17 protein-coding genes and 1 pseudogene are annotated in these 21,781 nt (G+C 72.1%); 12 read left to right on the plus strand and 6 right to left on the minus strand.

Annotation, left to right across the window (positions count from 1 at the left end):
- The first annotated feature begins 19 nt into the window (after positions 1 to 19).
- The 3 genes from Ari01nite_RS36495 (at position 20) to Ari01nite_RS36505 (ending at position 5,020) form a co-directional block, all read left to right on the plus strand.
- The gene (locus tag Ari01nite_RS36495; protein ID WP_203786951.1) at positions 20 to 2,401 is read left to right on the plus strand and encodes an ATP-binding protein; all 2,382 of its coding nucleotides are present in this window, start codon (positions 20 to 22) and stop codon (positions 2,399 to 2,401) included.
- Between the two features lie 140 nt (positions 2,402 to 2,541).
- Positions 2,542 to 4,197, plus strand: coding sequence for an AfsR/SARP family transcriptional regulator (locus tag Ari01nite_RS36500; protein WP_203786953.1), 1,656 nt, complete (start codon positions 2,542 to 2,544; stop codon positions 4,195 to 4,197).
- 40 nt (positions 4,198 to 4,237) lie between these two features.
- Positions 4,238 to 5,020 carry a WD40 repeat domain-containing protein gene (locus Ari01nite_RS36505; RefSeq protein WP_203786955.1) on the plus strand — a complete coding sequence of 261 codons (783 nt, stop codon included), beginning with the start codon at positions 4,238 to 4,240 and terminating at the stop codon, positions 5,018 to 5,020.
- Between the two features lie 24 nt (positions 5,021 to 5,044).
- Here Ari01nite_RS36505 and Ari01nite_RS36510 read toward each other — a convergent pair whose 3' ends face one another.
- On the minus strand, positions 5,045 to 6,067 hold the full coding sequence (locus Ari01nite_RS36510; RefSeq protein WP_203786957.1) for a LacI family DNA-binding transcriptional regulator: 1,023 nt from the start codon (positions 6,065 to 6,067) through the stop codon (positions 5,045 to 5,047).
- Between the two features lie 353 nt (positions 6,068 to 6,420).
- Between Ari01nite_RS36510 and Ari01nite_RS36515 the strand changes: the two genes are divergently transcribed.
- From Ari01nite_RS36515 to Ari01nite_RS36545, 7 genes are all read left to right on the plus strand, one after another.
- Positions 6,421 to 7,974 (plus strand): glycosyltransferase family 2 protein, encoded by a 1,554-nt coding sequence (locus tag Ari01nite_RS36515; protein ID WP_203786958.1) that lies wholly within the window; start codon positions 6,421 to 6,423, stop codon positions 7,972 to 7,974.
- A gap of 28 nt (positions 7,975 to 8,002) precedes the next feature.
- On the plus strand, positions 8,003 to 8,770 hold the full coding sequence (locus Ari01nite_RS36520) for a biotin/lipoyl attachment domain-containing protein (protein WP_203786960.1): 768 nt from the start codon (positions 8,003 to 8,005) through the stop codon (positions 8,768 to 8,770).
- Positions 8,767 to 11,073: a glycosyl hydrolase gene (locus Ari01nite_RS36525; RefSeq protein WP_203786968.1), complete on the plus strand. Its 2,307-nt coding sequence runs from the start codon at positions 8,767 to 8,769 to the stop codon at positions 11,071 to 11,073. Before Ari01nite_RS36520 ends, Ari01nite_RS36525 begins: the two co-directional genes overlap by 4 nt.
- A gap of 78 nt (positions 11,074 to 11,151) precedes the next feature.
- The gene (locus Ari01nite_RS36530; RefSeq protein ID WP_203786970.1) at positions 11,152 to 11,664 is read left to right on the plus strand and encodes a hypothetical protein; all 513 of its coding nucleotides are present in this window, start codon (positions 11,152 to 11,154) and stop codon (positions 11,662 to 11,664) included.
- A gap of 76 nt (positions 11,665 to 11,740) precedes the next feature.
- Complete coding sequence (locus Ari01nite_RS36535; protein WP_203786971.1) at positions 11,741 to 12,583, plus strand: DUF4097 family beta strand repeat-containing protein; 843 nt, start codon at positions 11,741 to 11,743, stop codon at positions 12,581 to 12,583.
- 13 nt (positions 12,584 to 12,596) lie between these two features.
- A complete protein-coding gene (locus tag Ari01nite_RS36540) occupies positions 12,597 to 13,520 on the plus strand; it encodes an ATP-binding cassette domain-containing protein (RefSeq protein ID WP_203786978.1) in 924 nt (307 codons plus the stop codon).
- The gene (locus tag Ari01nite_RS36545) at positions 13,517 to 14,323 is read left to right on the plus strand and encodes an ABC transporter permease (RefSeq protein ID WP_203786980.1); all 807 of its coding nucleotides are present in this window, start codon (positions 13,517 to 13,519) and stop codon (positions 14,321 to 14,323) included. Before Ari01nite_RS36540 ends, Ari01nite_RS36545 begins: the two co-directional genes overlap by 4 nt.
- 53 nt (positions 14,324 to 14,376) lie before the next feature.
- Here Ari01nite_RS36545 and Ari01nite_RS36550 read toward each other — a convergent pair whose 3' ends face one another.
- Both Ari01nite_RS36550 and Ari01nite_RS50355 read right to left on the minus strand, forming a co-directional pair.
- Positions 14,377 to 15,531 carry a DUF8189 domain-containing protein gene (locus tag Ari01nite_RS36550; protein WP_203786982.1) on the minus strand — a complete coding sequence of 385 codons (1,155 nt, stop codon included), beginning with the start codon at positions 15,529 to 15,531 and terminating at the stop codon, positions 14,377 to 14,379.
- Positions 15,532 to 15,714: 183 nt separating this feature from the next.
- Positions 15,715 to 15,861, minus strand: coding sequence for a hypothetical protein (locus Ari01nite_RS50355; protein ID WP_239163314.1), 147 nt, complete (start codon positions 15,859 to 15,861; stop codon positions 15,715 to 15,717).
- Between Ari01nite_RS50355 and Ari01nite_RS51480 the strand changes: the two are divergent.
- Positions 15,806 to 16,069 (plus strand): annotated as a pseudogene (locus Ari01nite_RS51480) (DedA family protein); the annotation flags it as partial. The gene Ari01nite_RS50355 and the pseudogene Ari01nite_RS51480 sit on opposite strands and share 56 nt — an antisense overlap.
- A gap of 135 nt (positions 16,070 to 16,204) precedes the next feature.
- On the opposite strand, the gene Ari01nite_RS50360 reads toward Ari01nite_RS51480, so the two are convergent.
- Positions 16,205 to 16,729 (minus strand): hypothetical protein, encoded by a 525-nt coding sequence (locus Ari01nite_RS50360; RefSeq protein WP_239163315.1) that lies wholly within the window; start codon positions 16,727 to 16,729, stop codon positions 16,205 to 16,207.
- Positions 16,730 to 16,810: 81 nt separating this feature from the next.
- Between Ari01nite_RS50360 and Ari01nite_RS36560 the strand changes: the two genes are divergently transcribed.
- Entirely contained in the window at positions 16,811 to 17,485 is a 675-nt protein-coding gene (locus Ari01nite_RS36560; protein ID WP_203787112.1) for a response regulator transcription factor, read from the plus strand.
- On the opposite strand, the gene Ari01nite_RS36565 is transcribed toward Ari01nite_RS36560, so the two are convergent.
- Positions 17,455 to 18,762 carry a HAMP domain-containing sensor histidine kinase gene (locus Ari01nite_RS36565; RefSeq protein WP_203786986.1) on the minus strand — a complete coding sequence of 436 codons (1,308 nt, stop codon included), beginning with the start codon at positions 18,760 to 18,762 and terminating at the stop codon, positions 17,455 to 17,457. The two genes, Ari01nite_RS36560 and Ari01nite_RS36565, sit on opposite strands and share 31 nt — an antisense overlap.
- 106 nt (positions 18,763 to 18,868) lie before the next feature.
- Entirely contained in the window at positions 18,869 to 21,769 is a 2,901-nt protein-coding gene (locus Ari01nite_RS36570; protein ID WP_239163325.1) for a M28 family peptidase, read from the minus strand.
- Positions 21,770 to 21,781 lie beyond the last annotated feature (12 nt).

The raw sequence follows: 21,781 nt of genomic DNA on the forward strand, positions 1-21,781 counted from the left end.
AGGGGAGGGCGCGGCGCTGATGACCGATGCCGGGCGCACGGCCATCGTCCGGTTCGTCGACGAACTGAAGCGGCTGCGCAGGCGAGCCGGGGAGCCATCGCTGAACCGGGTGGCAGCGTTGACCGCCGCCCTCAGCCACCCGTTGCCCCGCTCGACGATCAGCGACAAGCTGAACGCCCGGTCGCTGCCGGACTGGGAGTTCGTCTCGTCATTCGTGACGGCCTGCGCCGCGCACGCCGAGCAGGCCGGCGCGCGGCTGCCCGCGGACGCGGCCGATTTGCACACGTGGGCCGGCCGGCACCTCGAGATGCTGCGTGCGGTCGACGACGCGCACCAGGCCGGCCGGCTGGCCGCGTCCGCCCGCACCGAGATCGACCGGCACGGGGCCGACTCGCCCCCGGCGCCGCGGCAACTGCCGGCCGGACCGCGACATTTCGCCGGGCGGGCGGCGGAGCTGTCGGAGCTGGGCCGGATCGCGGCCGAGGCCGCCGTGCCGGGCGGGGCCGTGGTGGTCTCCGCGATCGCCGGGACGGCCGGCATCGGGAAGACCGCGCTCGCCGTGCACTGGGCCCGCGGTGCGGCGGACCGGTTCCCGGACGGACAGCTCTACGTCAACCTGCGCGGTTACGGTCCCGGCGTGCCGTTGACGCCGGCCGAGGCGGTGCGCGGATTCCTGGACGCGTTCGCGGTGCCGCCGTCGGAGATGCCGTCGGCCGTCGACGGGCTGTTCGGCCTGTACCGCAGCCTGGTCGCCGGCAAGCGGATCCTGGTGGTGCTGGACAACGCGCGCGACGCCGAGCAGGTCCGGCCGCTGCTTCCCGGCTCGTCCGGCTGCCTGGCCGTGGTCACCAGCCGGGACCGCCTCGCGAGCCTGATCGCGGTGGAGGGCGCCCAGCTGCTGCGGCTGGACCTGCTGACCGCGGCCGAGGCCCGCCGCATGCTCGAAGACCGCATCGGACCGAGCCGCGTCCGGGCCGAGCCCGAAGCCGCGGAACGGATCATCGCCGCCTGCACCGGACTGCCCCTGGTCCTCGCGATCGTGGCCGCGCGAGCCGCCGCCCACCCGGCCTTCTCCCTCGCCGAACTGGCCGCCGAGCTGGTCGAGGTCGGTGGCCTGGACGCGTTCGCCGGTGGCGACCAGGCGATGGACGCACGCACCGTGTTCTCCTGGTCCTATCGACGGCTGGAACCCGCGTCCGCCAGGATGTTCCGGCTGCTGGGTCGACATCCGGGACCGGACATCGGCACCGTCGGCGCGGCCGGCCTGGCCGGTGTTCCGGCCCGGGAGGCTCGCCGGTTGCTACGGGACCTGGCCGACGCGCACCTGCTGACCGAACACCGGCCCGGCCGTTTCGCCTGTCACGACCTGCTCCGGGTCTACGCGGCGGAGCTGGCCGAGGAGCACGACTGTGCCGAGGACCGGCGGGCGGCCACCCACCGCATGCTGGACCACTACATGCGCACGGCGGACCGCGCCGCCCGGGCCGTGGATCCGTACCGGGCGGTGCTCGACCTGCCCGAGCCGGCGGCCGCGGCGTCGCCGGAGGAGATGGCGGACACCGCGCAGGCGCTGGCCTGGTTCGCCGCCGAGCACCGGGTGCTGCTCGCCGTCATGGCGCAGGACAGTCCGGGCTTCGACGCGTACCGGCATCGGCTGGCGAGGGCGCTCTCCGCTTACCTGTACCGAGCCGGCTATTGGCTCGAGTGGGTGTCGGCCGAGGAGGCCGCCCTGCGGGCCGCCGAGCGCGGCGGGGACCTCCGGGAACGGGCCACCGCGCACCGCGGACTGGCCCGCGCGTACCTGCGGCTGGACCGCGAGCAGGCGGCGCTCACCCAGCTCCGGCTGGCGCTGGACCGGTATGCCGACCTCGGCGACCGGGTCGGGCAGGCGCACGCCCAGCTCAACCTGGCCGAGGTGTTCGATCAGTTCGGCAACCACCCGATGGCGTTGCGGCACGCCCAGCTCGGCCTGGACGGCTACCGGGCGGCCGGATACCCGGCCGGGCAGGCCAGGGCGTTGAACAGCATCGGCTGGACGCTGAGCCAGCAGGGCAAGCACGGCGACGCCGTCGGCTATTGTCGCGAGGCCCTCGAACTGCAGCTCAAGCTGGGTGATCGAGACGGCGCGGCGGACACTCTGGACAGCCTCGGTCACGCGTACCACCAGCAGCGCGACTATGAGCTGGCCCGGGACTCGTACCAGCGAGCGGTCGACCTGTTCCGAGAGACCGGCAACCGGCCCGAGGAGGGGCGCACGCTCGACCAGCTCGGCGACGTGGTGGCGGACGAGGGCGATCTGGCCGCGGCGCGGGACGCCTGGCGGCGCGCGGCGGACCTGCTCGAACGCGTCGGTCCGCCCGGGGACGTGGACGCCATCCGCGCCAAGCTGGACCGCCGGTAGCCGTCCGGGTTCTTCCCGGATCCGGCCGGACGGCCCGGAGGCGGGCCACGGTTTGCGGCGGAGACGCGGGACCCGGGCCGTCGATGGCGGAGGTCGGCGGGGCATCGACCGGAGTCGCCGCCACGTTTCGGGGAGTCGGAGTGCGGTATCTCATCCTAGGGCCGGTCAAGGTGGTCGATGGCGGGCGTACGGTCGTGCTCGCCGGGCGCCGGCGCACGATCCTCGGGGTGTTGTTGGCCAATGCCGGCCAGGTGGTGTCGCTCGACGACCTGGTCGACGCCATCTGGGACGACGACCCGCCGGCAACCGCCCGGCGTCAGATCCAGAACGACGTCTCGACGCTGCGCCGGATGCTGTCGGACGGGACCGCACGGGAGACCATCGTCACCGACGGTCCCGGTTATCGGACCCGCACGTGCTCGGGAGAGCTGGATGCGCAGGTCTTCGCGGAGCTGGCGGCCGAGGGCGTTGATCTGGCCCGCCGGGGCGAGCCCGCAGCGGCGGCCGGGAAGCTGCATTCGGCGCTGCGGCTGTGGCGCGGACCCGCGCTGCTGGGGCTGTCCGGACGGGCGGTGGAGGCGGTCGCCGTGCGGCTGGAGGAGCAGCGCCTGGCCGTCACCGAGGACTGCCTCGACCTGGAACTCGGCCTGGGCGGGCACCGGCAGGTGGTGGGCGAACTCGCCGAACTGGTCGCGGCGCATCCGCTCCGCGAGCGCCTGGTCGGGCAGTTAATGCTCGCCCTGCACGGCTCCGGCCGGCAGTCGGACGCGCTGGCCGCCTACGAGCGGTTGCGCGCCCAGCTTGCCGACGAGATGGGCTTGGACCCGGGCGCCGCGCTGCAGCAGCTGCACACGGCGATCCTCCGGTACGACCGAGCGTTCGCCCCGTGGGCCGCCTCCACCGTCGCGCCGGCGATACCCGCGCAACTCCCCACCGACGTGCCCGGCTTCACCGGCCGCAACGATCATCTCCGGTGCCTGGACGACCTGCTGGCCGAGCGGGCCGGCCGTTCGGCGAACGCCGTCCCGGTCGCGGCAATCACCGGTCCGGGCGGCGTCGGGAAGACCGCCCTGGCCGTCCACTGGGGCCACCGGGTCCGCGACCAGTTCCCGGACGGGCAGCTCTATGTCGACCTGCGCGGCTTCGCCGAGGACGAGCCACCGGTACGCCCGAACGAGGCGCTGGCGCATCTGCTGCTCTCCCTGGGTGAGCCGGCCGAACGAATTCCCGCGGACGTGCAGACCGCGGCCGGCCGGTATCGGACGCTACTGGCCGGCCGGCGGGTGCTGGTGGTGCTCGACAACGCCGCCAGCGCGGACCAGGTGCGTCCGCTGCTGCCGGCCGGCTCGGGATGCATGGTGCTGGCCACCAGCCGGGACCGGCTGACCGGTCTGCTCGCTCTCGACGGCGCGACCAGTCTGACGGTGGATGCACTGCGCCCGGACGAGTCCCACACGCTGTTGCGGACCATCCTCGGACCGGCCCGGATCGCGGCCGAGCCGGCGGCGACGGCGGAGCTCGCCCGGATCTGCTCCCACCTACCCCTGACGCTGCGAGTTGTCGCCACCGACCTCGTCTGCCGGCCGTGGCCGAGTATCACCGGCTACCTCGCCGCGCTGCACGATCGTACGAATCAGGCCTGGTGGACCAGGGTCGCACCGGTCCAGAAGTCCTCCAGGACGACGGTGATCGACACGTCCTGGGTCACACAGGAGAATCCGGGGACCTTCAACCCGTTCACCTTGAGCGGCAACCGGGCGGTACCGGCGACGATGCCGTCATCGCTGATCGGATAGTCGGTCGCCGCCAAAGCGGTCGCGGACCGGCGAATGGTGAGTGTCGACTCGCCTTGCGTGCAGACCGCCTGCACGTCGGCGGTCACCGGTCTTCAGCCCTGGCGGGCGGCTGGTGGCCACCGCCGGCAACGACAGCACGGTGCGGTTGTGGAATCCCGTCGCCGGCCGTCTGGTGCGCACCATCACCGGTCACGTCGGTGCGGTCCAGTCGGTCGTGTTCAGCCCCGACGGCAGGCGCCTCGCCTCGGCGGGCGCCGACAAAACCGTCCGGCTCTGGCAGAGCGGCACCGGCCGGGCCATCGGCGAGGCGCTGAAAACAAGCGAGGGTCCGGTGTACGCGATGAACTTCAGCCCCGACGGAAAGCTGCTGGCCACCTCCGACGGCGGCAACGTCGTGCGGCTGTGGGACCCGGCCACCGGCGGAGCCGCGGGCGGACCGCTCACCGGCAGCGCCGGGCCGGTCCTGAACCTCACGTTCAACCGCAACGGAAAGCTCCTGGCCACCTCCTCCGGCGGCGACAACACCGTGCGGCTGTGGGATCTGGAGACCCGCCGGCAGATCGCCGTGCCCCTCACCGGTCACACCAAGCCGGTCCGCGCCATGCGATTCAGCCCGCGGGGAAGGGTCCTGGCCACCGGCGGCGACGACGGAACGGTACGGCTGTGGGACACAACGACCGGCAGCCCCAAGGGATCACCCCTGCTCGGGCACGAGGGGCAGGTCTGGGCACTGCGGATCAGCCCGGACGGCAAACGCCTGATCACCGCCGGCGTGGACGACAAGGTACGGCTGTGGCCGCTCACCACCCGGAACGCCGCCTGACCCGGCCCCGGGGGACCCATGTGGTCAGCCCGATTCGCGGACGACGAACTCGGTGCCCAGCACCACCGACGGCTCGACCGGCTCGCCGGCGGAGAGGCGCAGCACCTGCCTCGCCATCGTCCGGCCGATGTCGCGGATCGGCAGGTGCACCGTGGTCAGCGGGGGATCGGTGTAGCGGGCCACCTCGGTGTCGTCGAAGCCGATGACCGCCACGTCGTCGGGCACCCGCCGGCCGGACCGCCGCAGGGCGCGGACGGCGCCGTGGGCCATCAGGTCGGAGGCAGCGAAGACCGCGTCGATGCGGGGATGCTCGCGGAGCAACTCCCGCATCGCCGCGCTGCCGGACTCCTGGGTGCTGTTGCCGACGGCCACGATGGGCTTGCGGCGGGAGTCGCGCAGTTCGGCGCGGTAACCGGCGAGGCGGTCGACGGCGCCGGGGGCGTCCGGTGAGCCGGCGATCGTGGCGATCTGCCGGCGGCCCGACTCGACCAACCGGCGTACCGCGAGCCGGGCGCCGTCCACATTCGTCACGTCGACGTACGGCACCGCGGACGGGCCCATCGGGCGGCCGTTGACCACCACCGGCACGCCGTGGCGCGCCAGCGTGTCCGGCAGCGGGTCGGTGCCGTGCAGGGACACCACCATGGCGCCGTCCACGTGGCCGCCCGCTGCGTACTCAGTGATGCGGTGCCGGCTGAGGTCGGAACCCACGATCTGGAGGACCAGTTCCTTACCGGCCGCGTCGAGTTCCTGGACCACCCCGTGCACGACGGTGGCGAAGAACGGGTCCTCGGCGAAGATCCGGCCGGCCGATTCGGTGAGGATGAGCGCGTACGCGTCCATCCGGTTGGTCGCCAGGCCGCGCGCGACCCGGTTGGGCACGTAGCCCAGGGCCCGCACGGCGCGCAGCACCGCGTCCCGGATGTCGATGTTGACCGAGGCGGAGCCGTTTACCACGCGCGAGGCGGTGGCGCGGGAGACGCCGGCCCGGGCGGCGACCGTCTCCAGAGTGGGGCGGGAACGGCTCGTGCCGCGAAATGATTTCATCGCGGCTAACGGTACGCATCGATTGACTCGGCGTGCAATGACGATCAATGTTTCCGGCCATCTTTTCAGATCGTGCGACAGTCGGTATCTGTGCTGGCCCGGAGGCTGCGGCTATTTTCGAGACCCGGATCACGGTTTCCCCTCTGGTGAGTCTGACCTGCTGAAACAAACAGAAGATCGGCTTTCTCCGGTAAATTCTTTGTTTACTGAAGGAAACATTGCTTGTGTCGGCGGTCACCGGATTTGTCAATTTCTCGGGGTGACCCTAGCGTTTTCCCGGACGGCCGACGGTGTCCGTATTCGCAGGCATGATCGCCTTTTTCTTACCCGCCGGAAAACCTTCTGGAGCAACCATGCCGACCACCACTCCGCACGCCTGGCGGCCGCTACAGCGGTCCACTCGCGTCGCCATCCTGGGGGCGCTGCTCGCGACGATGTTCTACCAGGCATTCCTGCTCGACCCGCAGTACCGCGGCCCCACCTGGCTGTGGGCCGCCATGCTGGTGGCCGAGGGCCTCACCGCGATCCACGCCATCGGCACGTGGTGGACCATCCTCGCCCACGACAACCGCGCCGAGCCGGCCGATGTGGCGCTGGCCCGCAGCGGCCTGCGGGCCGGTGGCTCGATGCCGAGCATCGACGTCTTCGTGACGGCCTACGGCGAGGCGCCCGACGTGGTGCGCCGGACACTGGTGGCCGCCCGGGACATGACGCTGCCGCACCAGACCTGGATCCTGGACGACGGTGACAGCGATCTGCTCGAGACGATCTGCACCGAGGAACGCGTCGGCTACCTGCGGCGCGAGGGCGGCCAGCACGCCAAGGCCGGCAACGTCAACGCCGCGCTCGGCCGGACCACCGGCGAGTACGTGGTGATCTTCGACGCCGACCACGTACCGGAGCCGGACTTCCTGCTCCAGGTGCTGCCGCACTTCGACGACCCGGCGGTGGCGTTCGTGCAGTCGCCCCAGTCGTACGCCAACCAGACCAACCTGGTCTCCACCGGTTCCTCGGAGGCGCAGCGGATCTTCTACGAGCTGGTCTGCCCGGGCAAGAACCACTTCAACGCCGCGTTCTGCGTCGGCACCAACGTCATGTTCCGGCGAGCCGCGCTGGACGAGATCGGCGGCATCGCCACCGGCAGCAACTCCGAGGACATCTGGACCTCGCTGGAGCTGCACCGGCGCGGCTGGAAGTCGATCTACGTGCCGCAGGTGCTGGCCCGCGGGCTGGCGCCGGTCGACGTGGCGTCCTACCTGAAGCAGCAGCTCCGCTGGGCCAGCGGCGGTTTCGAGGTGCTCCTGCGCGGCAAGCTGTTCCGCCGGGGCAACGGCCTGACGATCGACCAGCGCCTGCAGTATCTGTTCGTCGGCACGCACTACCTGCTGTCGCTGGCGATGCTCACCTTCATGCTGTTCCCGGCCCTGTACCTGCTGTTCGCGCTGAGCCCGATCCGGGCCGACGGCCTCACCTGGGCGGCGCACTACCTGCCGTTCCAGGCGATGGTCCTGCTCGTCGCGTGGTTGCAGTCCGGCGGCTTCAAGCTGTCGGCCACCGTGGCCAGCATCGGGGCCGCACCGGTGCACGCCCGGGCGTTCTGGGCCACCCTGCGCCGCCGGCCGGCGAAGTGGAGCGCGACCAACCAGGTCGGCGCCGGGACCCGCTCGCTCTGGGTCGTCATGCCCCAGGTGGCGCTGCTGCTGCTCAACGCGACCGGCATCGTCGCCGGTCTGGTCGTCATGGACGATCCCGCGCCGACCTGGCTCTCCGTTGCCTGGGCTTCCATGATCGTGTTCATTCTCGGCCGGATGATCGCCGAGTCCGTCAAGGGTGGCGAGGAACCGCCCGCCCCCGTGGCCCCGCCGGCCGAACCGGCGCGGGTGCCCGCGCTCGCCTCTGCCCGGTGACCCCGGGCCGGATCAAGGGATTATTGAGATGACCACTGTGGTCGAACACGAAGTTCAGGAACAACCCAAACGCACCGTCCGGTCCCGGATGCCGGCCATCCGGACGTTCCTGGTGGCCATGCTGCTGCTCGGTGGGGCGGCCGCCGGTGGCACGTACGTGGTGGAACACCGGCTCGCCGACAGCGTGTTCGTTTCGCTCGACGACGCGGTGCTGACCGCGGACGTCCTGCCGGTCGGCTCGACCGGGGCCGGCGTGGTCACCGAGGTGCTGGTGACCGAGCAGTCCCGGGTCGCCGCGGGCCAGGAACTGGCCCGGGTGAAGCTCGCCGCCGACCCGGCCCGGGGCTCGGACGAGCCGGAGACCGAGGTCCTGCGGGCACCGATGGCCGGCACCGTCTCCAAGATCGATATCGCCCTGGGCGGCGTGGTGGGTGCCGGCGAGCCGGTGGTCACCCTGTACGACCACACCAGGCTGGCGTTCCGGGTCAAGGCGAGCGAGGAGGAACTCCGCGACCTGCGCCTCGACATGGCGGCGCGGATCACCGGTCCCGGCCTCGACCGTCCGGTGGCCGCGCGGCTCGACCACGTGGAGCCGCGAGTGGGTCCCGACCCGCTCTCCGACGCCCCGCTGACCGAGGAGCAGAAGGTGGATCATGAGCAGCTCACCCTGGTGCTGGTGCCGCAGACCGACAACGTGGACACGGTGAGCGCCCTGGTGCCCGGACTGCGCTTCATCGCCGCCATCGACACCAACTCCGCGGTCGGCCGGACGCCCGCGGTCAACAGCGCCGGATGAGGGCCGGCCTCCGGCGGATCGTGACCGCCGCAAGCCTGGTGCCCGCCGTGCTGCTCGCCGCGGCCTGCCAGATCGGGGACGAACCGGACGTGCGGGAGTCCGCGCCGGCCACGTCCGCGCACGGCGCGCTGAGCGAGGGCGCCGCGGACGCACCGATCGGGCAGCCGACTCCGAGCGGTAAGGTCAGCCTCGCCGACGCGCTGCCCGGCGACATGCGCCCGAAGCAGCCGCCGGCGCAGGCCGGACCCATGCTGGACGGGCAGGCGCTGCCCACCAACCAGTGGTGGACCTCGGCCCTGACCGGCTCGCTGGAGCAGCCGATCTGGGCCCGTCCGCTGGCCGTCAAGAACGTCGGCAACGGACTCGCGGTCAGCTCGGCGGCAGCCACCGCGTCCGCGAACGCGATCGTGACGCCGTTCCGGCCGGCGCTGACGGTGACCGGCCCGGTCAGCACCGCGAAGGTCGTCGGGTACGGCGCCTTCCATGTGGTCTTGCGTGCCGAACTCCGCGACGGCGGCTCGGTGGAGATCACCGTGGTGCAGGGCAGCCCGCTGCTCTACCTCGACTTCGAGGGCGTCACGCCGTCGATCACCGCGACCGGCGCGGTCCGCCGGGTCGGTGGTGGCGGGCCGCTGGCCCAGCTGACCGTCGCCGGCCAGCGCTGGGACGTGCAGGCCGAGGACGGCGCCGGCTGGCGTCAGGACGGCAACCGGTTCACCGTGAACGGGTCCGACCGGACCGCGATCGTGGTGTCGAGGGTGCCGGACCGGGTGGACACCGCCGGGTGGAGCGAGGCGCTGGCCGGTGCGGCCGGTGATCCGGTGACCCGGACGACCTCGTACCTGGCCCATGACGGCGCCGCGGGCACGGTGACCCAGACCCTGGCGGCGGAACGCCGGTCCGGCAAGCCGGCCGTCTGGGCGCTGCTGCCGCACCAGCAGACATACCTGGTCCGCGACGGCGGCACACAACCGATCGAGGGAACGTACTCGGACGCGATCGGGACGCTCTCGGTGGTGCGGTCCGCAGCCGTCCGGGTCCGGGTGCCCATGCCCGGCCTGGTCACCGAGGTGCCGGTGGTCCCGCTGACCGGTCCGGCGCGGGCCGCGGTGCTCGCCGACCTCGACCGGGACCTGGCCGACAAGCCGGCGACCGCGAACGGCGGCAGCTACTTCGGCCTGAAGGAACTGGGCCGGCTGGCCACCGTCGCCGAGGTCGCCAAGGGCATCGGCGCCCTGCCCCAGCAGCAGGCGGCGTTGCGCCGGCTGCGGACCGGGCTGGTCGACTGGCTGACCTACGACGGGCCGGGCGACACCCGGTACTTCGCCTACGACCGGACCTGGGGCGGGCTGATCGCGGTGCCCGCCGAGTTCGGGAGCGGCGATTACAACGACCATCATTTCCAGTACGGGTACCTGGTGCGCGCCGCGGCGGTGCTGGCCGAGGCCGACCCCGGGTTCCTCCGCGACTACGGCAGCGGGGTCAGCCTGGTGGCGCGTGACTTCAGCGGCACCCTGTCGGCGAACGGGCCGGACGGGTTCCCGCCGTTCCGGGTGTTCAACGCCTATCTCGGGCACTCGGCGGCGTCCGGGTTCGCCCCGTTCGCCGACGGCAACAACCAGGAGTCGTCGAGCGAGGCGGTCGCGGCCTGGGAGGCGGTCACCCGCTGGGGCCTGGTGTCCCGGGATGCCGGCCTCACGGCGTACGGCGTCACGCATTACGCCCTTGAGGCGGCGACCGCCCGGATGTACTGGCTCGGGGAGAACCTCCAGCGTCCGGCCGGATACCGGCACACCGTGGCCGGGATCGTCTGGGACGCCAAGGTCGACCACGCCACCTGGTTCGATCCGAAGGTGGAGTCGATCGTCGGCATCCAGTTGCTGCCGCTGACCTTCGGCTCGCTGTACCGCGGCGACGCCGGGCAGGTGGCGGCCCGGTCGGCCCGGCTCGGCAAGGACATCGGTGGACCGCCGCGGGCCTGGGGCGATCTGTTCGCCGCCGACCTCGCGGTGTCCGACCCGGCGGCGGCCCGGCAGCGCCTGACCGCGAAGCTGCCCCGGGAGGACAGCACCAGCCGGGCGATGGTCCGGTACTGGGTGGAGATGCTGGCCGCATACGGGTCACCGCAGCCCGCGGTGGTGGCGGACGGGCCGTACGGCCTGGCCTTCGGCAGCGCCGACCATCCGCGGCTGCTCGCCGTCAACCCGACGACGGCCCCGGTGACGGTGACCTTCCGCAAGAAGGGTGAGATCGCCGCGACGGTGGTCGTGGACCCGGGACAGAGCGTCACGCGACGCCTCTGAGCCAAGTAGTGCCACGATGGCACCACTGCTGAGCCAACATGGCTTGCAGTGGTGCCATTCGTGTGCCACCATGGTGCCATGGACTTGACCTCGTATGTGAACAACCTCGGCCGTGAGTTCGCCACCCTGGCCGAATCCGGCGGTGCGGAGACACGCGCGCTGGTCGAGCGCCTGACCGGATCGCTGGAGTCGGCGATCCGGATGACCCTGCTGGACGCGCTGTCGGCCGCCGCCGACGAGATCACCCGCGACCTGGCTCCGGGGTCGGTCGAGCTGCGACTGCGCGGCCGTGACCCGGAGTTCGTCGTGACGACACCCCCGGCCGAGCCGGCCGGTGGTGCCACCGTGGCACCGGACGACGCCGAACTGCCGATCGCCGAGGACGGGCCGGCCGCCCGGATCAACGTGCGGATGCCCGAGCAGCTCAAGACCGCGATCGAGGACGCCGCCGCCAAGGAGGGGCGCTCGGTCAACGCCTGGCTGGTCCGGGCGGCCGCCGCCGGCCTCCAGCGGTCCGACCGCGACCAGCGCCCGGAGCCGCGCGACGGCGGCAAACGGGCCAACCAGGGCTTCACCGGCTGGGTGCGCTGACCGCACCGTCTGCCGCTCTCACTTCGCGTCCCTGACCTGCGGGGACGATCCACCGACCCATGAACGGGGTACCACCATGCCTGATTTCGCCACCCCCGAACCCATTTCCGTCACCGTCGACCTGAGCGTCGGCACCGTGCAGATCGCCGCGAGCGACCGCGCCGACACCGTCGTCGAGGTGCGCCCGACCGATCCGGCCGACCAGTCCGACGTCGAGGCCGCGCAGCAGGTCCGGGTCGACTTCAGCAACGGCACGCTGCGGGTCACCGGCCCGAAGCGCACCTTCGACTTCTCCCGCAAAACCCGGTCGGCCGACGTGTCGATCCAACTGCCCAGCGGTTCCCGGGTGACCGGTGGCGTCCAGGCCGGCGACGTCAGTGCCACCGGCGACCTGGGGGAGTGCCGGTTCAAGGCCGCCGCCGGCAACGTCCGGGTGGAACGCACCGGACCGCTGCGGGTGCACACGTCGGCCGGTCACGTGACCGCCGAGACCGTCACCGGCAACGCCGACCTCTCCACCGGCTCCGGCCGGATCCGGGTCGGCGCGATCGAGGGCAACGCGGTCGTCAAGAACTCCAACGGCGAGACCACCATCGACGCGGTCACCGGCGACGTCCGGGTCCGCGCGGCCAACGGCGAGATCACCGTGGGCCGGGCCGGCGCCGGCGTCGACGCGAAGTCGTCCAACGGCAGCATCCGGCTCGGCGAGGTGGTGCGCGGCCAGGTCGCGCTCGGCACCTCGATGGGCGACCTGGAGATCGGCATCGCCGAGGGCACCGCCGCCTGGCTCGAGGTCAACACGTCGTTCGGGCACGTCCGCAACCTGATGGAGAACGCCACCCGGCCGGGCGACGCCGACCAGACCGTCGAGGTGCGCGGCACCACCTCGTACGGCGACATCACGATCCACCGCTCCTGAGAGGAAAACCCCCATGACCATCACCGTCACCGGTCTCCGCAAATCGTACGGCGACCAACTCGTGCTCGACGGACTGGACCTGCACGTCCCCGGCGGCACGGTGTTCGCGCTGCTCGGCGCGAACGGCGCCGGCAAGACCACCACCGTCAAGATCCTGTCCACGCTGATCCGGGCCGACGGCGGCGAGGCCCGGGTCGCCGGCCACGACGTCGCCCGCCAACCGGACGCGGTGCGCGCCGCGATCGGTGTCACCGGCCAGTTCTCCGCGGTCGACAAGCTGCTCACCGGCGAGGAGAACCTGCGGCTGATGGCCAACCTGCACCAGCTGTCCCGCGCCGAGGGCCGGCGGCGGGCCGCCGAGCTGCTCGACCAGTTCGGCCTCACCGACGCCGCGAAGAAGCCGGCCTCGACCTACTCCGGCGGCATGCTGCGGCGGCTCGACCTGGCGATGACCCTGGTCGGCAGCCCGCAGGTGATCTTCCTGGACGAGCCGACCACCGGCCTGGACCCGCGCAGCCGCCGGGACATGTGGCAGATCGTCCGCAACCTGGTGGCCGGCGGCGTCACCATCTTCCTCACCACCCAGTACCTGGAGGAGGCCGACGAACTGGCCGACCGGATCGCGGTGCTCGACCACGGCCGGCTGGTCGCCGAGGGCACCGCCGAGGAGCTGAAGCGCCGCATTCCCGGTGGGCACGTACGCCTGAAGTTCGCCGCCCCGGACGACCTCGACGCCGCCCTGCGGGTGCTCGACCAGGCGTCCCGCGACAGCGGCGAACTCGCCCTGCGGGTGCCCAGCGACGGCAGCCTGCGATCGCTGCGGACCCTGATCGGCCGGCTCGACGACCGGGCCGTGGAGGTCGACGAGCTGTCCGTGCACACACCCGACCTGGACGACGTGTTCCTGGCCCTCACTGAGAAGGTGACCTCCCGATGACCGCACCCACCATCACCCCCGCCGGCCTCCCCTTCCACCCGCTGCGCGACTCCGCGACGATGCTGCGCCGCAACCTCAAGCGGATGCTCCGATATCCGTCGATGACCGTTCTGCTCGTCGGGATGCCGGTCGTCTTCCTGCTGCTTTTCGTCTACGTGTTCGGCGGCACCATGGGCGCCGGGCTCGGCGGCAGCGGCGGCCGCGCCGACTACGTCAACTACGTGGTGCCCGCGATCCTCCTGATGACCGTCACCTCCGTGGTCCAGGGCACCGCGATCTCGATCGCCATGGACATGACCGAGGGCATCGTCGCCCGGTTCCGCACCATGCACATCGCCCGCGTGTCGGTGCTGACCGGCCACGTCGTGGGCAGCGTGATCCAGGCGATGATCGGCCTGTCCGCGGTGACCGGGGTGGCGCTGCTGGTCGGCTTCCGCCCCGAGGCCGACCTGGCCGGCTGGCTGCTCACCGCCGGCTTCCTGGCGGTGGTCACGTTCGCGTTCGTCTGGCTGGCCGTCGCCCTGGGCCTGGTCAGCAAGACCGTCGAGGTTGCCAGCAACGCCCCCATGCCGCTCATCCTGCTGCCGTTCCTGAGCAGCGGCTTCGTACCGACCGACTCGATGCCGGCCGGCCTGGCCTGGGTCGCCGAGCACCAGCCCTTCACCCCGGTCATCGAGACCCTGCGCAGCCTGCTGATGGGCACGCCGGTCGGCAACAACGGGTGGATCGCGCTGGGCTGGTGCGCGGTGATCGCCCTGGGCGGCTACCTCTGGTCCAAGAAGCTCTACAACCGCGAGTACTGAGACACCGACACCCGCGAGCCGGCCGTTTCGAACGGCCGGCTCGCGGGCGCCGGTCAGTTGCTGACCAGCTGCCAGTTGGCCCAGGTAGCCTGCCGGGCGGCGGTCTCCTGGGTGAAGTACACCCGCCCGTCCATCCCGCGACCGAAGACCCAGTGCCGTCCGGCGAGGCTGAGCGCGACCGGGTCGCCGCTGAAGGTTCCGTTCGGGATCGGCGCCCAACCCGACAGCCCGCCGTCGGTGACCCGGATCCGCCGGTAGGTGAAGTCGGCGAACCGGCCGTACATCACCGCCGCGCCGTCGGCGTGATCGGTCACGCCGCTGAGGTCGCCCGAAGGGTCGCCGGGAGTCCGGGCCCACGACGTCCAACCCAGGTTGGTGCCGATCGGGTGGAACGATCGCGTGAACAGCGCCTGCCAGCTGGTCGATGCCATCACCACGGGCACCCGTTCACCATTGCGGGTGCGCATCAGTGCGGCGCCGTAGCGGCCGCTGCCCGTCCAGTGCTTCTCGAACGGCTGGAGCCGGCTTGCCAGGTTGAACTCGGATCCGTTGAAGGTCGAGACGAAGGCCTGTCCTCCGGGACCGGCCATGAAGATCACCGGATGGCCCTGGTGCTGATTGATCACCGTGGGAGTGCCGTGGGTGCCGGGCACGCCACCGGCGATGTTCCAGCCGGACCAGTCGTCGTAGCCCCGGCCGGATTGCCCGGCGAAATAGACGCGGTTGTCGAGGCCGCGCACCACCACCTTGGCATAGCTGTGTGCGTCGGTCACCAGCGACGGCGTGCCGATCATGGCGCCGTTCGACAGCACCTTCCAGCCGCACCAGACCGTGCCGAACCAGCAGTGCCGCCGGTTGTAGACAACCGCCCCGTCGCCGGTGCGCCGGCCGACCACCACGAGGTTGTCGTCGTTGAGCCGGATGGCCGCGAGCCCGTCGGTCAACCGCACGCCGTCCAGCCGGTTCCAGCCGCTCCACCGGACCCGGTCGGCGCCGGCCTCCTCGTCCCAGACGTGGTAGGCGGCGCCGTCCCGGCCGACCACGAACACCTCGGCCCGGCCGTCCACATTGACGGCGACGGCAGGCGCTGATCCGTTCGTGACCACCGGCGGCTCGGCGGCGTGCGCGGCCGGCGCACCGGCGGGGAACACCGCTGCGGACAGGGCCAGGACGGCGGCGGCGACTGCGGTTACCCGCTGAGGTCTCATGCGCGAAATATCGCATCTTTACCGGTAAAATCCCGTATTCGGTCGCGGCGCGTCGGGGGTCCGCGGGGGTGGTGTTAACACCACCCCCGATCGGCGTGCCTGCACCATCGCGGCGCATTTCCATGATTCGTACGGTCGAAGGATGCTCGACCACCTGCTGGCGCTGATCTCCTCGCCGTGGCTCTATGTGATCGTCTTCGCCGCGGTGGCGGCCGACGGATTCCTTCCCGTGGTGCCGTCCGAGACCCTGGTGATCGGGCTGGGCGCGCTGTCGGTGACCGGCTCGCCGGACCTGCTGCCGCTGGCCGCGGCGGCGGTGGCCGGCGGCATGGCCGGCGACCGGATCACCTATCAGGTGGGCCGGAAGCTGGTGGGCCGGAAGTGGCGGCCCGGCAAGCTCGCCGGAGCCCGGGTGCGGGCCGAACGGGCGCTGCTCCGGCACGGCGGCCTCGCGATCCTGGTCGGCCGGTTCCTCCCGTACGGGCGCACCGCGACCGCCTTGACGGCCGGGTCGGTGTCCCTGCCGCTGGGCCGGTTCCGGCTGTTCACCGGGCTGGCCGGCGCGGCCTGGGCGGCTTACGCGATCGGACTGGGCCGGCTGGGCGGCGCGACCTTCGCGGATTCGCCCCTGCTGGGCGCCGGCTGCGGCGTGCTGTTCGGCCTGATCCTGGGGTCAGGGAGTGAAGTCCTCCATCACCTGCGCCGCCGGGCCGCCGTTCCAGTACGCGGTGATCACCGAGGCGTGACCGGCGCTGGCCAGCCGGACCACGACGATCGTGTCGCTGCGCCGGACCGCGCTGACCACGTAGCCGGGCAGCGGGTCGGCGTCCACCACGTCGACCCGGGTGGACGAGTAGGCGACCATGATGCTGCCGCCGTCGGCCGGCACCCGGTAGCGCGGGCGGCGATCCACCGTCGGGGCCGGCGACGGGGCGGACGGGGACGCCGACGGGGTCGGCCGGGTGGTCGGCGTCCGGGTGCGCGGCGGGCTCGCGGGGGTGCGGCTCGGCTTGGCCTTCGACGTCGCGGGAGCCGCGCGGGTCGGCGTGGTGGCCGGTGGGGTCGGCTCCTGGAGGCCGAAGCGGAGTTCGGTGTAGCGCCGGTTGGCGTCGATCGCCACCGGTGGGTCGGCGGTCAGCGCGGGGGCCACGCCGAGGCGCACGCCGAGCGACGTTACAGTGACAGCCGTGATTGTCACGCTGAGCCATGCAGCGACGTATTTCCAGCTCCGGCCCATGGTCTCATTCTTCCTCAGCGCTACGGTTGATTGATGTCGCGAGTGTTGGTGATCGAGGACGACGCGGATGTACGGGATGCTCTCGGCCGATTACTGAACGCTTCCGGCCACGTGGTCCGGTTGTGCGAGCGGGCCCTCGACGGGCTGCGCGACGCGGCCCAGTGGGAGCCCGACGTCGTCGTCCTCGACCTGGGTCTGCCCGACCTGGACGGCGCCACCGTGCTCCGGCGGATCCGGGTCGTCTCGCAGGTGCCGATCGTGGTCGCGACGGCGCGCGAGGGTGAGTCCGAGATGATCCGGCTGCTGCGGGCCGGCGCGGACGACTATGTGGTCAAGCCGTACTCGGCGGAGCAGATCGAGGCCCGGATCGCGGCGGTGCTGCGGCGCGGCGGTGCGCCGCCGTCCCGGGTCATCACCGTGGGCGGGCTGACCCTGGACGCCGACGCGCGGGCCGCCTCGCTGGACGGCGTGCCGCTCCAGCTGTCCCGGCTCGAGTTCGACCTGCTGGCCTACCTGATGCAGCGGCCCGGCAAGGTGGTCAACCGCCGGCAGCTGCTCGCCGAGGTGTGGCCGGCCGAGAGCCGGTCGCTGGAGACGGTGGACGTGCACGTCACCTGGCTGCGCCGCAAGCTCGGGGAGCGGGCGGCGCAACCGCGCTACCTGCACACCGTCCGCGGCGTGGGGATTCAACTGTCGGCCCCCGCTGAAGAGGACTGAACCACCCGCATCGACAGGGTCACCCGGGCCCCGCCCAGGTCGCTGCGGTCGATCGTGAGCTCCCCGCCGGAGTCCTCGGCGAGCCGCCGGGCGATGTCCAGCCCGATCCCGGTCGAGTCGGCACCGCTGACGCCCCGGGCCAGCGCCGCCGCCGGATCGGCGAAGCCCGGGCCGGCGTCCTCCACCACGACCTCGGCCAGTTCGCCGGCCTGCCGCACGGTCACCCGGCACGCGGCCTCGTCGGTGCTGTGGTGGAACACGTTGCCGAGCAGCACGTCCAGCGCCTCGCCGACGACCGAGAAGGCGGCCGGCACCACGATCCCCGCCGGCGGCGGATCGGCCTGCCAGGGGCGGCCCTGATCCTCGGCGAGTGCGCCCCAGAACGCGGTCCGGTCGCGTACCACCTCACCCAGGTCGCACTGCAGCCGCGGCCGCGCCGCCAGCGGCCGGCTGGCCTCGGTCACCACCGCGTTGATCTCCTGCTCCAGCCGGTCGACCACACGTAGTTGCCGGTCCCGGTCGTCGCCGGCCGGCATCGCCTCGGCGTTCAGGCGCAGCGCGGTGAGCGGCACCCGCAGCCGGTGCGACAGGTTGCCGGCCAGCTCGCGCTCGGCGGCCAGCAGCTCGACGAACCGGTCGGCGAGCAGGTTGAGCGCGGTGCCGACCTCCTCGATCTCGCTGGGACCGCTGGGCCGGGTGCGGGCGTGCAGCCGGCCCGCACCCAGGCTGGTGGCGGTGCGGGCCAGGTCGCGGGTGGAGCGCACCACCCGGGCGGCCAGGCGGTCGGCGAGGAAGGCGCACATCGCGATCAGGACCAGGGCCACCAGCACCAGGACCACCAGGGCGGTGCCTACCCCGGACCGCAGCATGGTCGCCGGCACATAGACCTCGATGACCGCGATCAGGCCCTTGGGCAGGGCGACCGGTCGCAGGTAGACCCGGCCGCCGGGTACGTCCGCGGTGCCGGCGACCTGCTCCTCGCGTACCCGGGAAATTGACTCGGAGCCGGCGCGGGAGGCACCCACCGTGCCCAACTCGGGCAGATGGGCGCCGATCCGGCCCTGCCGGCCGGCGTCGGTGCTCATGATCGAACTCAGCACCAGCTCGCGGTCGGTGGAGACCACCACGACGGGGGAGAGGCCCAGGGCCTGCCGCTCGGCCTCGCGGAGCGCGCGGTCCTGCGCCGCCGTGACGACCAGCATGCCCAGCGGGATGCAGAACGCCAGCGCCACCAGCGTGGTGACGGCGAGGGCGACCAGAACGTAGCTGCGTCTCATCCCGATCCGTCCGGCCGGCGAAAAGCTGGGTTGCGACGATAGCCGCTCGCGGCGTGCGGACGCCATGGTCAGCGCCCGCACGCCGCGGCGGGAAGGGTCCAGCCGGTCAGAACGTCAGACCCCATGAGCGGAGTGTTCCGGTATCGCCGGAGCGGAGGTCACGGACGCGCAGCCGCCATGTTCCGGTGGCTTGCGCGGCCGAGGCGTCGACGGTCGCGGTCAGCTTCACGTCGTCGCCGCGGTCGAACCGGTTGGCCTTCTTGACACCGAACTCAGTGCCGTCCGGAGCAATCAGGTGGATTTCGAGGTCACCGCGGTAGCCGTGGGTGATGTCCACGTCCACCTTCAGCGAGGCAGGTGCGGCACCCGTGCTCTGCACGGTGATCGGGGACTCGATCGCGGCCCGGTCGCGGATCACGAACGCCGCGCTGTTCGCCAGCCGGGTGCCCTTGACCGTCGCCGGCTCGACGCCGGTCAGTTCCCAGGCCGCGTACGCCGCCACGTCGGTGTGCGTGTCGAGCGCCGCGGCGCTGACGTTGGACCGGCCGTCGCAGCTCTTGTGGTAGCACGGGTCGTACGGCTGCCCGGCCCTGCCGTTCCACCGGGCGGCCTCGGCCGCGCTCATCGTCGCGGCCAGGCTGAGCGCCGCGGTGCCGCCGGTCGGGATGCCGGCCGCCTTGAACGACGCGTGGTCCGACCGGTTGTTGATGTTGACGTTCGCCGACTGGATGTTCTCGGCCGTGAAGCCGGCCCGTAGCGCGGCGGCGATCGCGGTGCCCCGGGTGTCGTCGTTGTAGACGAAATAGCCCGGGTTGATCGAGCCGATCATGTCGAAGTTGAGATACCCGGTGATCTTCGCCCGCTCCGCGGAGGACAACGAGGCCACGTACGCCTTCGACCCGACCAGACCCCGCTCCTCGGCGCCCCACCAGCCGAACCGGATGGCCTTGTCGCCGGTGGCACCGGTGCTCGCGTAGGCGAGCGCCACCTCGAGGATGCCGGCCGAACCGGTCGCGTTGTCGTTGATGCCGGCACCCGCTGCGACGCTGTCCAGGTGGGCGCCGAGCATGACGACCTGGTTGGGGTCGCCCCGGCCGGGCAGATCGGCGATCAGGTTGAGGCCGGTCGTGCCGCCGCTGGTGAACTGCTGGATCCGGGTGGTGTACCCGGCCGCGTCCAGCCTGCCCTTCACGTAGTCGATCGAGGCCCGGTACCCGGTGCTGCCGTGCGCCCGGTTACCGCCGTTCGCCGCGGCGATCCGGGCGAACTCGTCCAGGTGGGCGTTGATCTTCGCGACGTCGATGTCCGGGACGGCCTGATCGGTCGGCGCCGGGGTGCTGGTGGACGGCGACGGGGTGCTGGTGGACGGCGACGGGGCGGGCTGCGACGGGATGCTGCTGGTGCTCGGCGTCGGGGCCGGGCTCGGCGGCGGCGCGCTGCAAGCCGGATCACCCTGCGCGGGAACGCTCACCGCGTCCCAGGCGGCCTTGATCGCGTTGAACTCCGTGCAGCTGCCCGGGTGCAGGTCGAGCGTGGCGGCGAGGGTGGCCGCCCGGGCCCGGCTGTAGGTCCAGCCGGACGTCTTGCGCAGCAGCGCGTGGTAGAAGATCTCGCCGGCCGCCCATAGGCCGATCCCGGTGACCTGGCTGTTGTTACAGGTCGGGCTGGCCGGCTTGCCGGCCGGCGCGGAACCCTCGGCGGCCAGGTAGAACCAGTGGTTCAGCGGTCCGGCGGCCGAGTGCACCTCGGTGGTCGGGATCCGGGTGGACCAGCAGTTCGGGTCGCCGGCCCGGGACGGGTCGAACATGTTCCGGATCGGTCCGCTGCCGGCCAGGTTGACCTCCTCGCCGACCAGGTAGTCCGGCGGGTCGTTCGGGTTGGCGGCGAAGTGCTCGGCCAGCGTGCCGAAGATGTCACCGGTCGCCTCGTTCAGGCCGCCGGTCTCGTTCGTGGTGCCCCGGCTGCCGCCCGGCGTGTGGCAGAAGACGCCGTGGCCCAGTTCGTGCGCCACCACGTCGACCGAGTTGACCTGCCGCGCGCTGTCGCTGGTGCGGCCGTACTTGGTCTGGTCGCGGCTGGCGTCACCGCTGCCGGCACAGCTGTAGAAGGCATTGACCTGATTCAAACCCACAAACATGGAGGCCGTACGCCCCTGGCCGTCAATGCCGTTGCGGTTGAACTTCTCGCGCAGCATGTCCCACATGACGCCGCCGCCGTACTGGGTGTCGACCGCCCCGGTCGCCGGGTCGTTGCCGACGCCGTTGCCCCACCGGTCGTCGGCGTCGGTGAACACCTGGCCGGTCCGGTCGTTGAGCGTCCGCATGCCGCCCCGGGCGGGGTCGCGCATCTCGAACGCGCCCGCGCTGCCGGTGGTGCCGATCTGCACCTCGCCCGCGTAGTGCCCGGTGCCGGTGCCGGCCGCGATCTCGTCCCACGAGCCGGCGTTCTCGCCGGTGACCGCGTCGACGTAGACGTGCGCGCGGCTCGGGTGGCCGTCGTGCTCGCCCTCGGCAACGACCTCCCAGACCAGCTTGCCGCCGTCCTCGGCGATCACGCCGAGCTTCGGTGTGCCCACCACTGTGCCTTCGCGGCCACGCAGCGCGAGGGTCGTCGCCCGGCTCTCGCTGATCTTCGCCTCGGTCGGCGCCTTGATCGGCACCAGCCCCGCGGCGTTGGTTCCGCGCACCTTGCCCGCGCTGTCGGTCACCACGACCAGGTCACCACCGACAAAAACCGGAAGATTCCGGTACGCCCTGGCGTAGCTGACGTAGTTGAGCCCGCGTTGCGTGGCGCTGACCGCCTGCCGGGTGAGCGTCTCGCCCGGCGACTTCCTGAACCCGGTCGACTCCCCGGTCACGTACTGGTCGGCGGACGCCACGGCCACCGCCGCACCGCCGTCGGACGCGTCCGGCTGTGGCACCGGCCCGGCCGACGAGTACCCGGCGGTGACCGCCGCACCCGCACCGAGCGCAACGAGCGTGACGCTGCTGAGCGTGACGACCCGCAGTGCCGTTCTCCT

It is taken from the genome of Paractinoplanes rishiriensis (genome assembly GCF_016862375.1).
Taxonomy (GTDB): domain Bacteria; phylum Actinomycetota; class Actinomycetes; order Mycobacteriales; family Micromonosporaceae; genus Actinoplanes; species Actinoplanes rishiriensis.